Origin of the sequence: Niastella soli (assembly GCF_017742245.1) — a bacterium.
GTDB classification, from domain to species: Bacteria; Bacteroidota; Bacteroidia; order Chitinophagales; family Chitinophagaceae; genus Niastella; species Niastella soli.
Genome location: NZ_JAGHKO010000005.1, coordinates 466,922 through 482,667, shown reverse-complemented (window position 1 = coordinate 482,667; position 15,746 = coordinate 466,922). Strand labels below are relative to the sequence as shown.

The 15,746-nt window shown below is 42.4% G+C and carries 9 protein-coding genes; 6 read left to right on the top strand and 3 right to left on the bottom strand.

All coding sequences use genetic code 11. The features are described from left to right. Window positions 1-324 precede the first annotated feature (324 nt). The 3 genes from J7I42_RS22355 to J7I42_RS22345 all read left to right on the top strand — a co-directional run bounded on the left by J7I42_RS22355 (window position 325) and on the right by J7I42_RS22345 (window position 5,047). Window positions 325-1,914 carry an RHS repeat domain-containing protein gene (locus J7I42_RS22355; RefSeq protein ID WP_209141103.1) on the top strand — a complete coding sequence of 530 codons (1,590 nt, stop codon included), beginning with the start codon at window positions 325-327 and terminating at the stop codon, window positions 1,912-1,914. Window positions 1,915-1,994: 80 nt separating this feature from the next. Then, a complete protein-coding gene (locus J7I42_RS22350) occupies window positions 1,995-4,256 on the top strand; it encodes a TonB-dependent receptor (RefSeq protein ID WP_209141102.1) in 2,262 nt (753 codons plus the stop codon). A 5-nt stretch (window positions 4,257-4,261) separates the two neighbouring features. Continuing rightward, a complete protein-coding gene (locus J7I42_RS22345; RefSeq protein WP_209141101.1) occupies window positions 4,262-5,047 on the top strand; it encodes a DUF4249 family protein in 786 nt (261 codons plus the stop codon). 38 nt (window positions 5,048-5,085) lie between these two features. Here the strand turns inward: J7I42_RS22345 and J7I42_RS22340 are convergent, their stop codons facing one another. Further along, window positions 5,086-5,622 (bottom strand): YceI family protein, encoded by a 537-nt coding sequence (locus J7I42_RS22340; RefSeq protein ID WP_209141100.1) that lies wholly within the window; start codon window positions 5,620-5,622, stop codon window positions 5,086-5,088. Window positions 5,623-5,945: 323 nt separating this feature from the next. Between J7I42_RS22340 and J7I42_RS22335 the strand changes: the two genes are divergently transcribed. The 3 genes from J7I42_RS22335 to J7I42_RS22325 all read left to right on the top strand — a co-directional run bounded on the left by J7I42_RS22335 (window position 5,946) and on the right by J7I42_RS22325 (window position 8,856). After that, a complete protein-coding gene (locus J7I42_RS22335) occupies window positions 5,946-6,581 on the top strand; it encodes a hypothetical protein (RefSeq protein WP_209141099.1) in 636 nt (211 codons plus the stop codon). 369 nt (window positions 6,582-6,950) lie between these two features. Continuing rightward, entirely contained in the window at window positions 6,951-8,312 is a 1,362-nt protein-coding gene (locus J7I42_RS22330) for a cytochrome P450 (protein ID WP_209141098.1), read from the top strand. 67 nt (window positions 8,313-8,379) lie between these two features. Continuing rightward, a complete protein-coding gene (locus tag J7I42_RS22325) occupies window positions 8,380-8,856 on the top strand; it encodes a GNAT family N-acetyltransferase (protein ID WP_209141097.1) in 477 nt (158 codons plus the stop codon). 166 nt (window positions 8,857-9,022) lie between these two features. Here the strand turns inward: J7I42_RS22325 and J7I42_RS22320 are convergent, their stop codons facing one another. Beyond that, complete coding sequence (locus tag J7I42_RS22320) at window positions 9,023-9,715, bottom strand: hypothetical protein (protein WP_209141096.1); 693 nt, start codon at window positions 9,713-9,715, stop codon at window positions 9,023-9,025. Window position 9,716: 1 nt separating this feature from the next. Next, on the bottom strand, window positions 9,717-15,722 hold the full coding sequence (locus tag J7I42_RS22315; protein WP_209141095.1) for a hypothetical protein: 6,006 nt from the start codon (window positions 15,720-15,722) through the stop codon (window positions 9,717-9,719). Window positions 15,723-15,746 lie beyond the last annotated feature (24 nt).

Genomic DNA, 15,746 nt, shown 5'->3' with positions numbered 1-15,746 from the left:
ATTCTTTCAACAAACATTTGGTCCCTGTGCCTAATTCCTAACATTCAAATAATGCAAACTACGTAGCACATTCGAGCCGCGAGATGAAGGACTACCGCCAACCGGGATTTACAAAATATGATCTAAATAATAACGCCTATCACTATTTGTAATTCTATTGAACTTTTGTACTTTGGTCGTTAAAAATTAAAATTTACGACCAGGCGAGCAGATGACGTTAGCTGCAAACCATTAAAGAAAATAGTTTCCGAAATCACATGGACCACATAACGCATTTCAACCCTATTATACAATTGCCCTTTTTTAAAACTTCAAATATCAATAATGACTAGAAAAGTTTTGGTCCTATCCCTAGCCCTTAGCAGCATTCTTTTTGGTTGTGATAAGAACTCCGACAACAGCAATGAGATCACAGAACTCCAACAAAGACTCGATGCGCTTGAAAAAGGCAAGACAATTACCATGATAGCTTTCGATGGCACGAACATGATCTTAACCTACAACACAGGAGAAAAAGTAACGACTCCCATTCCAGCAGGAATTAAAGGAGATAAGGGAGACAATGGTGCGACAGGTGCCACCGGAGCAACTGGTAAAGATGGAGTAGGCATCACTTCCATCACTTACGATCAAACTACAGGCGTTTTAAAGATCAAACTCACCAACGGAAACGAATCTTCCTTCCAGATCATTACCAGTGCAGATGGCAGCCTTTCTGCAGTGTTGCTTTCAGATTCAAATGGCAAGCAGTTAATTTCTTCGATTTATGCAGGTGCAGTCCCATACCTGGAAATGACCTATGACCCTGCCACCTTTGATGCTGTCACAGCAAAATCAAGTGAAATTGTTGATGGTCAGATCAGGAAAAACACAGAGATCACAAAAAGCTATACCGCAGGTAAATTGAGTGGTGCAACGGTGAAGAGATATGCAACAAAGCGAGAAATAGCATATACGTATACTTATTTAAATTCTTCTAGCCAGACGGTAACTTTCACCTCAAACAAAGGTAGTTCTTACACTGAAGGAGGCACAAACGGCTTGTACACATTGTATATATTAACCAGTCAAAGCGGCGGCAACTATTATTACGCCAAGTACACAAATATGTACAAAACGTCCACCGCTTTACCCAATTACACTTCCTATGTGAAATACAGTGAAACCATAGCCTATAATATAAGCACCAGTGTCATTACCGTAGCTGGTAGCTTCTGGTACCAGGCAAACTACGAATATCACAAAACAGGCGAAAGCAATGCGGGTGATCTTGTCTCAACAGATACATATGCGTTTGAAACCAACTCAGACGGATTGATCAGTAAAGCATCCAATACCGCCGAGCAGCGGTATGTGACATTCACCTATAATGCTGCAAAAAAAGTAACGCAGTGCGTAGAATATATTAATAGTGTAGCTGGCAAAACGATGAATTACGAATATAATGCAGCTAACCAGCTGACATCTGTAAAGGAACAAGACGGTGCTACTACTACAGAAATGATGAAGGCTGAATATGACGCCAATGGAAATCCGATAAAAATATATACTTATCAGAGCGAAATGTACTCCTACGGTTATGACCAGTTCGACCCATGGGGCAATCCATCAAATCCATGGGGTGGTGCAGTCGTTCGTCCTGCTGGTTTGTATTTGTATGTTACATTAGAATACACGAACTTTAAAAACTTCTTTGGCAATACAATAGGGTCAGTGTTCCCCGGTTTAGGTGCTTACAATTTTGTAAATGCGCCAAAACGAATAACCTATGCTAACAGCATCGCTTTTGGCTCTATTGAATATAAGGACTTCAACGAGTTCGGCTACCCTCAAACAATCGTTGCCAACGCCGCCTCCGAGGAAGGCAGCATCCGCTTTGAGCTGATTGCCAACTATATCAAAAAAACCAACTAATATAACTGGTTGAACACAACGCAAACTGCCGTAAACAATACCATTTGTTTACGGCAGTTTCCTATTGACTTTTTGACCCAATGGAAATCCAAATACGCAAAAGCCTCCTCCCTCTCCTATTACTGTTTGCCTGCTATAACCTACAGGCACAGGTACATATTACCGGGCATGTTTATTATCAACAAAAGAGCTTACAAAATGCTTCAGTAAAGCTGAATGGAAGGAAAACCTACCAACAAGTAACAGACAGCACCGGTTACTTTTCTTTTTCCTCTTTACCACAAGAAACATACAGGCTTGAGGTCACTTACGTATCATGCGCTCCTTATGAAATTACATTTACAGTCTTAAAAGACACCAGTCTTCAAATTTTACTGGATACCAAAAACAACACACTCAAAGAAGTTACCATATTTTCCGGGAAACCACTCTCCCCTTCCGCCAATATTGAATTGAGCCACGAAGAGATCGTACGAAAAGGAAGTGTGCTGGGGGAGACAAACATTTATGAGGCATTGCAAAAACAAGCGGGCATTATTCACACCTCAGAATTAAACAGCGGGCTTTTTGTGAGAGGATTCAACTCAGGTAATACAGCGATGTTGCTTGACGGCATTAATACCTTCAGCGGCAATCACCTGCTTGGCATCTACCCGCCGGTAAATGCAGACGCTTTTGAAAATATTCAATTACTGAAAGACAACATCCATCCAAAATATAACGGCTACCTGGCCTCCTATCTTTTACTGGAAACCGAAAACAACGTCCCGGACAGTGTTCATACAAATGCAGAGCTAGGCATCCTTACTTCCAAACTGGGTGTGCAAGTTCCGTTGGTAAAAAACAAATTGGGTATTATAAGCAACATACGACGCTCCTACTTTGACCTTATTTCCAACACCTACAACAGCTTTAATAAAAACAAACGAGACTATTCCCCCTTACCATCGTATGGTTTCTATGATTGGAACAACACAATTATTCTTGACAGCAAAGCCGGTTTGTTTAAAATAAACACCTTCAACTCCAGTGACCGGCTAAACATGGACAACGCCCAACTTTATCTTGATGCGATATGGAAAAATTGTACGATCGGCATAAACTGGCAATATCGGTTAACCGATAAACTGAACATGAAAATAAATGCGGGAATATCTGATTACCAGGCAAAAGTATCCTATAAAAGCCTTGGCCGCCAGCTTAAAAATGGAATTACAGAATCAACAGTGGCAGTGGATATGCATTGGACCGCCGCAAAAAGCTTTTACCTGGATTATGGAGTGTACATGAAAGCCAGTAAACTTAAAATGAGCTCGCTGACCCTTGCTGATGCAGACAGCATGGAAAATAGCATTTCAATAAATAAACCGGCAAACAATATTGGGACCTACATTTCCGGCAATATCTCGCTGAGCCATGATCTTCAGTTGAAACTGGGCACAAATATCAATCGATATTCATCTAACAAAGAATTCTACAATATAGCACCATCATTAAATCTCATTTACAATAAATACAAACAAGGCGTTCTCGTAAGTATTAGCAGACAATTGCAGTTTTCACACCTCTATGTACCCACAGGCATACAATTGCCTATAAACATCTGGTATCCGAGTGTACAAAACGCGCCACCGGAAGATGCCTGGCACTTTGCAACAACATTTAGCAGTGTATCTGGCAGAAAAATAAAAGGCAGCATTTCTGTTTACTATATTTTATTGGCAAATCAAACTGAGTTTTTAGACAAGAACTATTTCTCTTCGCTTGACTTCAAAACTACTCAGGGGTCGGGATCATCTCGTGGCATAGAGTTCAACCTGACTTACAACAGCAAAACATTACAGATGGAGGGGCATTATACTTACGGCAAATCAACCTGTCATTTTCCTGGCATTAATGGTGGCAAAGAGTATTCGCTGCCTTACGATATTCGACACAAAGCAGACTTTTCACTATTGTGGCAATTCAAACCACAATGGTCATTTTCCCTGTCACAATATGTTCAAAGCGGCAGTATTATCACAATGCCTACCGGCTTATACATTCATCAAAATGTCGACGTTAGTCATGGCGATTTACAGCCTGTACCTGTTTATACAGAAAGAAACAATTACCGAATGCCCCTGAACCATCGAATGGACATATCGGTAAAACACACGTTCAATGTAAAAAATGTCAGCTGCTCATGGAACGGAGGGTTCTACAATGTGTATGCATATCAAAACCCTTATTTTGTTTATTTCGTAACCGAAAAAAAAGAAAATGGCGACAAGTATTTACAAGCGAAAACAAAATCGATCCTTCCACTGGTGCCATTTATTTCAATAAAAGCAGCATTCTAAAAAACATGAAACGACTGATCCTTTTAATTTCAATTATCTCATTTATTACACAAGGTTGTTCCAAAGCCGACATTAACGTGCAGATCCCCGAAGGCCCCAGAAACATTGTAGTGGAAGGCTATGTAACGCCCGGTTACCCCGCTGAACTTACCCTATCCGAAAGCAATATACTCAATGATGATCTGGTATTACTGGCAATTTGGAACGCCCAGGTTAAAATAAACACAGATACAGGCACAATGATTGCCCAAAACATTCTGTACAATAAAAACGACCGGCATATTGTTGTGAACTACAATTGCAGAGACACCGTAAGACAAGGCTCACACTCATTCTTTAATTTGAACATTACTACCAAAGATGGAAGATCTGTGCAGGCGTCAACGAAAATAGTCAGCGCTGTACAAATTGAAAATGTTGAAATGAATGATGACAACATTGTTGTACATCACAACTTATTGACTGATACTTCCAAGTATTTCAAACTCTCCTTTGCCAATTACAAAAACGGGAAACCAGCCCTCACCAAAAACCTATTGTATGATCAAAGCAACAGCAATAGCACATCGTGCGTGATGCCGTTATCCAAATATAAAAACGATGCAGATTCCATTGTAGTCACGTTATTTCATATTCAGAAGGAGTATTATGACTATTTAAATTCAGTCGAGAATGCAAGCAGTGCATTTCTCGATCCGCTCTTAAATCCTGAAACCATAAAGTCCAATATCAATGGAGGCATCGGAATTTTCACCTATTATACGCTGGATAAGTTCTCTATTAGTTTATAGTAACATTGAATTAGCGCTTTTCCAATATTCAACAACTGTTATTCCTGCTTTATAAGTTGTATTTCACTTGTAAGTTTTATGTCTTCACCTACCATCAATCCACCAGACTCTAAGGTGGCATTCCAGGTTAACCCAAAATCTTTTCGGTTAATTTTTCCTGAGATGGAAAACCCGGCCTTTGTTTGTCCGTAAGGGTCTTTGGTAATACCTCCAAACTCTACATTGAATTTTACACTTTTTGTTACATCTTTAATGGTTAAATCCCCTACCAGAACAAAATCCCCTTTTTCTTCAGCCCCCTCCGTTTTATTAGAAATAAAACTAAGTGTTGGAAATTTTTCCACATCAAAAAAATCAGGACTTTTCAAGTGATTATCTCTTTGTTCGTTATTGGTATTAATACTTCCAATATTGGCCTTGAACGAGATCTTCGCCTTTGAAAAATCCTCATTTTCAGTTACAGCATGTGCTTCAAATAAATTGAAACTCCCTGTAACGTAGGTAATCATTAAGTGCCTGATCTTAAATTGCACTTCGCTGTGCGCAGGATCTAAAACCCAGTTATTGGTTGCCATTTTATTATTATTTAAGAATGTTTATTTTTACGCAATTCCATTAGTGTCCCTGCCGGGCCACTCATTTATCCCAACCCAGGCATAGGACCATATGGATACATCATTACTATAGGACACATAACAACCTATCCTTCCGCCAAACATTCACCTAGTATTTTCAGTACTAATGCTTTATGCAGCTGGAAGAGCGGGAACAACTGGCAGACAAAGCATTGGATATCAAACCGAAAGCTTGCAAACTGTGTTAAGTCTTCTGAAAATGAACAAACAATTCTTCAGGAATCAAACCAGTTTAGCCAGTAAGTTTTAGAAGAAATACCCCCATGAGAGCAATACATATTTTTGTCTTTATCATTAGCATACAACCAGCCTTTGCGCAAACAATAAATACTAATAAGGTATATCAATTTTATAAAAGCTATAAAGAAGTGGAAGATTCTATTGCAACCAGGATCAACCCGAAAAACACCATAATTTACAAGATATGTGAAGGACATGTCGCCTTCTACCTGATTCAGGAAAATTCACATTGGACAGGTTATTTCATTAAAAACCTGCAGCGCGATGTTCCGCTGCCCACAATAATTGACACACTTGAAAACGGCGACATAGTTGAGTTTAAACCATACGAGACAGAGCTACAAATATTTAATGCTGACAGCATAGAGAAAAAGCTATTTCAAAACCACCTCAATGACATTCATCAGATAAGCGAGGATGCTCTCCAGGATCAGCTTATAAAGCATGCAAAGAAAAAGCACAAAACAACTTATCTATCACTTCCGATAACGTCACATGATTGCAATAGCACAATTATGATTTACGGAGAAAAAAACATTTCGGCTACATATAGATGGTCATTGACAATTTCAGAAGAAATGCACATTATTCCGACATTAAGAATATTTTACGAGACCCAACAACTATTAATACGATCGGTAAAAAATTATTATCAGTAACCTGATTATAAGGGTACACTTCCGCTTAACAAGATCATTCGCCTCGCAAATTCCTGATAGGATTGGCCAATGCAGCCCTGACCGCCTGAAAGCTTACGGTAGCAAAAGCAACGACCAATACCAGTAAGGGTGCAATTGCCAGATACCACCATTCAACACCTTTACGGAATGCGGTATAGTCAAAATAGCATATAAATCCCATAACTGTACCTAACCTACATGCAGCTATAAATCAACAATTTGCGCAAACAACACGAAGGCGTCTGTTCGCTTTCGTTACTGTATTTGTCCGGATTCAAACAAACGCCGTAATAAGCTTCCGCTGCTACAGACATAATTGCATTAATTTAGCTTTCCTAATCAACGAAAATGCCTGTCCAGCGAGATGCCTTAAAAAATAAACACCTTTTGCCTGAAGGATACTCCTTATTGCAAAGTATTCTGTTGTCAGGAGCCTTCTTAAAAAATCCGGTAAAATCGGTTTCCAACAGTATGCACCGCTTTGCCGGGACCTACACGGCTGCCATTGGCTTCAAAAGAAAACTCATTCTCACACAAGACCCGGCTTTCATCCGCCATGTTTTACAAGAGAATCATAAAAATTATCAAAAATCACCAATCGCTACAGAAGCCGCCAGGTACCTCGGGTATGGGATCCTTTTTTCCAACGGTGCTTTTTGGTTGCAGCAACGCAGACTGATACAACCGGCTTTTCACCGGGAGAAGTTGCAAGGATTGCAGGCCGTTATTATTGAAACGATCAAAGAGTCAATAGCAAAATGTCCTATCGGAAATGCAGTTGATCTATATCCTTTTGTTCACGGACTGTCCTTCCGGATGCTGCTCAGATCGATCTTTGATGTTCCCCTGACCCCGGACATCATCGCGGAAATAGGTCAATTATTCGCCGATATTCAGGAGTTCCTGATCAAAGACACCAACCAGCCGGTACGGCGGTTGTGGTATCCGGTTACCGGAGAGCAGCGTACCACGTCCCGAAAAGCGCATCGGTTAAGGGCCATCATTGGAGATATCATCCACCAAAGAAAATCCAGCGGAGAATCAACAGGAGATCTACTGGATATGCTTTTGCACAGCACCTATGAGGACACTGGTGAACGCATGGCGGAGGAACAGATCATTGATGAAGTACTGATACTTATTTTCGCCGGACATGAAACAACGGCCAATACCCTGTCCTGGCTCCTATACCTGCTGGCCAACAATCCTCCTGCCCTTAAACAATTGCAGTCTTCCCTGATCGACACCAGCGTGCAGGATGCTTTAACCAATGAGTGTCTGAAAGCGACCATCAGCGAGGCTATGCGGCTATACCCGGCCGCCTGGATGACGGAACGGGTAGCCATCGAAGCGGACCGCTTCGGCCCCTACTCCTTTCCCGGGGGTACCATTATTATCCCCTTTTTCTTTGGGTTGCACAGAGATGAACAGATTTGGGAAAACGCTTCTGTGTTCGATCCGGAAAGGTTTATGCCCGGCGGAAAAGCCACCCGGTCCAAAAATTATTTCCCTTTCGGGGCAGGCCCCAGGATGTGCGTGGGAAACCATTTTGCCATGACCGAGATGTGTTTCTTTGTCCATGCTTTTTTAACGGAATTTGAAATACAATCCACCGGTCATACTCCTGCCATGAAAGCACTCATTACCCTTCGGCCCGACCAGGTGATCCTGCACAGCAAAAGAAAAGTATCGAACAAAGGCTCCTTATGAGCCCTCGCTACTCATCCAGATCATAATTACTCACTATTGTTTATCTTCGAAAACTTAGCATATTATCATGACAATTGAGCATTGCACCATTGAGGACTTTAATCAAATAATCAAGGACATTATTGATTTTTGGGGTAGTGACAGACTTTTGCATTTGCATCATCCATACTTAGTGTATGAATTTGGCAATACTGCGTTTGTGATCAGAGATAATGGACTTGTAATTGCTTATATGTTTGGCTTTTTCTCGCAAACTGACAGTGTGGGATATGTTCATTTGATCGGTGTTCGGGAACGATATCAAAAGCAGGGACTAGGCAAATTGTTATATGATAACTTTATACAGGTATCTAAGTCCAGGGGAATAAAAAAGATAAAGGCAATAACGTCTCCAACCAATAATAAATCAATAGAGTTTCATCAAAACAAAATGGGTATGACGCTGATTGGATCTCCCAATCAGGACGGCATTACTGTGGTTCGTGGTTATTCGGCGCTAAGTCAGGAGACAGTGGTATTTGAAAAATTAATACAAAGAACCTGATATTCATAATTATTGTTAAAGTCATAACTATGACCAATAAGTAGTGACAGCAATATTGGCAGCGGATTGAGCACAAGCTAACTATTGAAATCAACTCACCTCACAATAAAGAACCCTTCAGATCTAATGACCTGAAGGGTTCTTATCTTTAACAGTATCCTTAAGATTAAACGATAGCTTTCGGATCATTCAATGGAAGAACATTATTCAACTTTTTATCCAGTTCATTGGCAACAAAGATCCGCTTTTCATAAAAATCTTTGTTTCCTGGTTCTTCCTGAAGGCCTTCGTTATGCATGGTTAAATATATGTTCAATATCTTTTTATAGTTCTCATTGCCGGCCAGTTTCGCAATGATCATTCTTCTATACCACTTTTCAATGGACCCATACCGCCTGGTATCAGGTACGTCATTATGTAACCGGTCCAGTTCTTTTATATCTGTCAACAATTCCGCCTGAGGATATAATAGGTTCTCAAAAGTTTGAATGATATAGTCCCGGGCCTTTGCCACCGCTTCGGTGTCATCATCTTTTACAGTGATCGCCAATTGTGAAACACCCCTTTCGTCTAGCTGGTCGATATTCATAGTGTACCGCATGCCGCCTTGAATTCCCAGTAGATCAGCATATTCTTCCCAATAGCTTTCTATCGATGCTATTTTCCGGCCCATACTTACCTGCGCGTATAATTCATGCAGGTACGCTTTGCCACCCAGCCTGATAGAAACATAATCCGTATAACCTTCCTGCTTTTTAAAATATGTAAAACCCAGCTCTTCAAAAACAGCAAAGCCTTTTTCTGAAAACCATTTATTCAATTCCTTCCTTAACCCCTTTTCAAAAGATTTCAGATTCATTTTATTGTAGTTTATAAACAATGTTAAAGGTATTGTTTTTATACTCAGTTGCAATTTTACCAACTTCCTTGAGGGTAAATGGCTTATTTAAAACATCATCCAGTACATGGGTATCGGGAGGTCCAGTGAAAAAGATCTCCGGATTTTTATCCCACGCAAAATCAAAGACAGATACTTGCTTGCCAGTTCCTTTTAAGCTATTGAAATTCTTTTGGGCGGTTGAAAAACTGGTGGTCGGCGTTATCTTACCGTCGATATAGACAATATCGGTAAATGAAATTTCAAAGGTACGTGTATTGGCTCTAAAGAACAGCAGATCTGGCTGTGGCTTATTAGTAAACCACGGAGTCAGCTTAACCCTGCTTTGGGTTAACATGACGTTATATCCCTGGTTGTACAAATCATCCATTTTTGTCTTCAAATCCGGGGGCAGGTGATCAAAGTTTCCGCTGTTCCTGAATCCACTTCCTATTTCTGCAATCAGGTCATCTTCGAATAAGTTCCCAAGATCCGGGATCCTGTTGGTTGGTCTAACACTACCAACCCGCACCAGGCCTATTGTTTGCAGGTCTTCAATAGATTGCTGCAAACCAGGCGGTACTGCAAAGGGACTACTTTGAAGGTAAACTTCTCTTAACAACGCATACTTATACCACCATTTCGTATTGGCAGCGTGCCAGTGATTTAATAATTCGGGCGCCGCTATCAATTCACTTCCCAGTGTGGGGTATCTTTCTAAATCGGCATTCAGCTTTCTAAGGATCGATGCTTCCCAATTCTCTATCTGGATCATCAAAGCCGCCCGGGCGGAACCGGCATTTGCCAGTAAGTCATCTATATGGCTTCCTTTCAGGTTACGCTTTGTCAGCCACGATTCCAGCGTATTTTCAGTATTGGCAGCCCCACTGGTGGTCCCTCCACCCGACGTAGATGTATTCTGCGTAGGTGGCTGGTTATCGGTGCTTGTTCCTCGACCTTGTGTACCCGTTTGCCCCTCAGTAGTTGGTGATCCTTGTGCAGCAGGCTGATTCGATGTACCTGTTGGTTCACCTGGGCGGCCCTGCGAGCCGGTACCTATTGACGTGGTTGGTGATCCCTCTACAGGAGGCTGATTCGATGTACCTGTTGGTTCCTGCGTACCTGGCCTGCCCTCAGTAACCGTTTGTGTTTGCGAAGGAGCCTGACCTTGCGTAGGCCGGTTACCCGTAGTGGAAGCCGCCGGATTTTCCCCCGCTTTAGCGGCATTCGCTTCAGCTTTAAACTCCATCACCTCTTCCGCAATCTGCTTCAACCGGACTTCATCAATTGACTCTATAACATATTTAGTGCCTTCCCTATACCCCCTTACCACCACCGTATTTCCCTCAACTGAACCTACCAGCACTTTGCCAATTTGCCCCCCACTATTCTCCGTTTTTATCCAAAGGTTCTTAGTTAGTTCATTAGGTATTAAATATTCTGCGACTTCTGCACTTAATTGTTTTGCAAACAATGTTTCTATAGCCTCCCGAGGCAACCCTTTACTGGATGCTATTCTAAATTCAAGGGCTACCGCAATATCTTTTAATCCCTTGGGCCCAAACTTGATCAATGAATATGTCTTGGAAGCTGCGTACTTAAGCACTGGTATGCACACGTCTGTAAGTACATAATACCCCAGGTATCCGCCCAGATAAGCCCCCGCTTCATTCCACTGATCCGTAGCCCCATAGTACACCACGGCAGCCGCAACCGGTATGAACATCAACTTCTGCGGGGTAAAAAGCGTGGCTACAAAAAACAAGTTATCAATCGCCACCATATCACAGGGCTTTCCCAGTGTAAAATGGCAGGCTGTAACTACCGGCTCTGAACTAACAACGATCTTGTCGTCCTTTGCAGTGCTTCCATCCCAGGAATATAAATTCCAGTCGGCATATTTAACAGCGTAATTAAGGGCCACTTTAACAGACTCGTCAACAACGTACTCTTCTTTTAAAGCCTTTTTCTCATCAATAATTTCACTCTCAATTTTGTCTGACGTCGCTTCTGCAATGAAATATCGCACTGCTAACGCATTCCCGGTTTCGCTTTCAATATTATCTACTGTCGATTTTAAAACTCCACGTAATTCAGGATAGGGTTTGTCTGCGTATCTTAACGCATTACGTTCTGAAATTTGTTGCGCCGTAGGCCGGGAAATAAAATAGTTAAATACTATACGCTTTTTAGGAATAGACCTATAAGCATGAATTAATTTGCCTACTATCGTTTCCCGAACATCACCGTCAGCAGCATTAAGTATTTCCCTGATACCAGTGGCTTCTGACACGCCACTACCAAAGGCAAGACCAATTGTATATTGCTGAGGGTCGTTGTCCGGCGCCTTGTTATTGTACAACACCAGGCATATGATTCCCTTCTCCTTACTTATTGCTGATTTGTCGAAAACATCCTGAGCAAATTTGTCGGCAACCTGTTGAGGGACCGTACAAGTGGTTTGGATAAACCTCGTATAGAACTGATAGCCTTTGCTGATCTCAAGATAGGCCATCTTACTGTCCAATTCTTCCAGCTTATACCCACCCTGAAAGACTGGATTATTTTTATAGTCATGACCTGTTGAAATATAAGAAACTCCATTCAACTTGGCCATTAAAAGGTTGTCGCCGAATTTATTCTTTTTGTTTGTTTCAATCTGGTAGTTCAGTTGTTTTACAATTTTCTCACCCCAGGTTGTAGTGCCATCCTCCGCTTGTACCGCCAATTCATGCTTCAGATTATATGGATCACTATCACATATTTTAATCTCTTCCTTCTGACTGGCAGTACCTTTGGTGACCTTACCTGTTTTCTTGTCTGCTACTTTAACTTCATTACCTGGCTCAACGACCTTGGTTAAATTATTGCAGGAACAATTTGCAAGCTGACGTCCTTCAAGCTTATTCTTGTCATCGATTTTTACTTGTTTGGCAGTCGCATGTACCACTTTTAAGGTTACGCTCTTATTGGTGCCATCAATGGTTCCGTAAACTCCTCCATACTCTCCAGCGTTTGCACCACCGGAATACAATAAGTAGAGGTATATTTTCCCACCCTTTTTAAATGCAGCGAGATTACCATAAATGTCCCCTTCGCGGCTTCCAAAGAAGGCGTATGGGGTCATATCATCGTCGAGCTGTACTGTTTGTCCAATTGGGTCATAAAATATTTTCCCTAACCCCGCAGCAATCTTATCGTCATTTACGCATTTTAAATACGCTTCAGCAAGACTTTGCCCATCGCCTTCACTGTCAAATATTCCCACCGCTATACCGGGATCATGTATCTGGTCCCACTGATATTTCGTAAAGCTGTAGCCGGCAGGATAGTCCATCACATTCCCGGACAACTCCCCTTGCTGGAAACCATAGCTATCGAATGTGTGTTTCAGTTTAAACAATCCATGTCCAAGTTCATGCGCCACTACGTTACCGTTGCTTCCAGTAAACAGGTAGCCGAATTGTTTTCCTCTTGGCATATCACCGGCTATGGTGCTGTCGCTGCCGTCCAGAACAAACAGGTAAACTGCATCCTGCTGAACGCTACGTGCACTACTATACGCTTTGTTCAATGCCTTCATTTCATCGGTCAGTGTCGACAACCAGCCACTACCTGATACGGCCAGTTTATTGTCGTGAACCAGATCCCAGCTATTGTCATCGAACGACTGGTCCTGCGTCACCTGGAAGGAAATGCCTACCGGCTTATAGATGGCATCCAGTTTCTGGCTGATAGCATCTTTATTGACCGAAGCCCCATTTACGGGCACCAACACCAGTTTAAAGGTTCGTTCAGGGTATGATGCTATAAGCAACTTACCGAGCGACAGGAATTTACCCCCGCCCTGTGGGTACAGCGCATACAATTCCTGCGCATCAGCAGCAGGCCCACCAACGATCCTTATCTCCCAGCTCGTACTATCTGCGAGGAGGGTGCTTTCATACCTTGTTCCTTTACCCGTTACAAAGCGAATGCTGTCTACAACAATGCTCTTATCCTTTATTTCCACCACCGCTTTTACCACATCGGTCTTCGCTTCAACGATCGCTTTGCTGTTTACATAATAATTGTCATTCAGCTTTTCGTATTTCTCTCTGAAAAGAACGCTGGCTTTATATACCGGCTGGTATTCATCGAATGCGTATTGCTGTTTTCCATGCGGCAAGAACTTAACAACCGCCTTATCAGTTTTGATCGAGTTCAATTCAGTCGATGTCATATTCATCGCCTCGGTTGAAGCGACCTTCGAAACATTCCCCTCTTTATCAACACCGTAAATGGTACCGTTCTTATCCTTTATGGTTGCCGGCAACTCCTCTACTTTCACCTGTTCTACCTTACCATCACTGCCCGTAACGGCTAAAGTAGCCCCACCCGCGGGAGCATTCCCCGAGCTATCTGCCGTGCTGTTCAGCTCTACGGCTATATGGCTGGCGTCAGGGATTACCATATCTATATAATAGCCGGCAGTGTCTACTCCGTTCACCACAATACCAACATCCCCACCGCCTTCTATTACTTTGTCGAGGTTTCCTATTTGCGATTCCTTAGCATCGTAGGTTGTTTCTATAACACCACCGATCAGCTGCTTATCCGTATTAACAGTGATACCGTTAAACTTGACCTTTACCCGGCTTTGACCAATGAAAGGAACGGTTACATAACCAGCGCCTGTAAATGTCCCCTGTCCGCTTACCTGTAATAGTTTTACCGGAAAATCGCCTGCGGTTATTACGTCGCCTGTAAGCAGGGTTTGAATGGGGGTACGGTTAGCAATATTTGCTTCCGGTTCCAAAAGGCCGCATTCTGTATTTACGGCACTATCAGCAGCTGGCGTCACCAGCGTTTTTATATCACTGTAGGTATAAGTAAGACCATTATCGCAGGTGCCGCCAACGCGGTATTCGTAGGTTTTGTCCTTCTTCAGGTCATACACCATCATGCGGTTGGCCGTGGTAGGGGTATTATACCAGGTAGTACCGTCCTGCCCTTTTTCCCGATAGTCAACCGTAAAACTGCTTTGGTTAGGATTAGCTGCCCACGTTATGGTTGCACGCCCGCCACTGAGTTCATGCTGCACATTTAAAGGCGCGGCACAATTATTCTGGCAGTTAAACCAGAAGATCTCACTGTATCCGTTGTTACGAAAGGCATCAGAGCCCTTTGAACCATCGGTTTGTTGCGCACGTACCCGCCAGGCATACTTGTGCCCCGATAACAACAAAGGTTCGCCGGGGCCATATAACAAAGTAGTTGCCTGCGTGGTAGTGCGGTACAGCGGTTGAGCCGTACCAAAAGCAGCTTCCGGCGCCAGGCCATTATCCCATATTTCTACAAGTGTGAATTCATATTCTGTATTGAATGCACTGGTGGGACTGTTATAATTGCGCGGCGTCCATTGAAAGATTATATTTTGCGGATCTTTATAAACAATACTTTCAGCCGTTCTGGGCATATTTAGTAAAGGCGGATCGCTCAAACTGATCCAGGCCATGGCGCAACTGCTGCGGCCAACTACCTGGCCTGAATTAACCTCTACTGCCTCAAAGCAAAACTGATAGAACCCTTCGGGCAACTTACCGCTTTGCACATATTGCGCACGGGTGATGCCCTCGAATATAAGATTGTCGGCTCTGAAATAAGGAGCCAGGTCTGATAAGCTGATGCGGGTTGGCACACCGCCATCAAGGCTAACAGGCGGATAATACACATTATCACGACTGATCAGTTTGGCTGCCTGGCCCTGTATGCTCATGCGCAAACGCACCTGCAGGGTGGCCTTATTCAGATCGGTATTGGTTAGCAACAACACCAGTTTTTCACTGGTACCATTGTAATAGTCACTTACATTTAAAGTATAAGGCGGCAACAACTGAGGTACTATTTGAACCGGATACTGTTGTCCATTAACCAATTGCCCGAGGAATAAGCAGGCTACTAAGATCAATAACCTGCTTATAGTTTTCTTATATAGGGTAACTAACATTATTTACGCTTTTGAGCTATGCCT

Excerpts from the sequence above, each read along its gene's own strand:
- J7I42_RS22325 (WP_209141097.1), top strand. The coding sequence starts at position 8,380 with ATGACAATTGAGCATTGCACCATTGAGGACTTTAATCAAATAATCAAG.
- J7I42_RS22315 (WP_209141095.1), bottom strand. The coding sequence starts at position 15,722 with ATGTTAGTTACCCTATATAAGAAAACTATAAGCAGGTTATTGATCTTA.
- J7I42_RS22335 (WP_209141099.1), top strand. The coding sequence starts at position 5,946 with ATGAGAGCAATACATATTTTTGTCTTTATCATTAGCATACAACCAGCC.
- J7I42_RS22355 (WP_209141103.1), top strand. The coding sequence starts at position 325 with ATGACTAGAAAAGTTTTGGTCCTATCCCTAGCCCTTAGCAGCATTCTT.
- J7I42_RS22350 (WP_209141102.1), top strand. The coding sequence starts at position 1,995 with ATGGAAATCCAAATACGCAAAAGCCTCCTCCCTCTCCTATTACTGTTT.
- J7I42_RS22320 (WP_209141096.1), bottom strand. The coding sequence starts at position 9,715 with ATGAATCTGAAATCTTTTGAAAAGGGGTTAAGGAAGGAATTGAATAAA.
- J7I42_RS22345 (WP_209141101.1), top strand. The coding sequence starts at position 4,262 with ATGAAACGACTGATCCTTTTAATTTCAATTATCTCATTTATTACACAA.
- J7I42_RS22330 (WP_209141098.1), top strand. The coding sequence starts at position 6,951 with ATGCCTGTCCAGCGAGATGCCTTAAAAAATAAACACCTTTTGCCTGAA.
- J7I42_RS22340 (WP_209141100.1), bottom strand. The coding sequence starts at position 5,622 with ATGGCAACCAATAACTGGGTTTTAGATCCTGCGCACAGCGAAGTGCAA.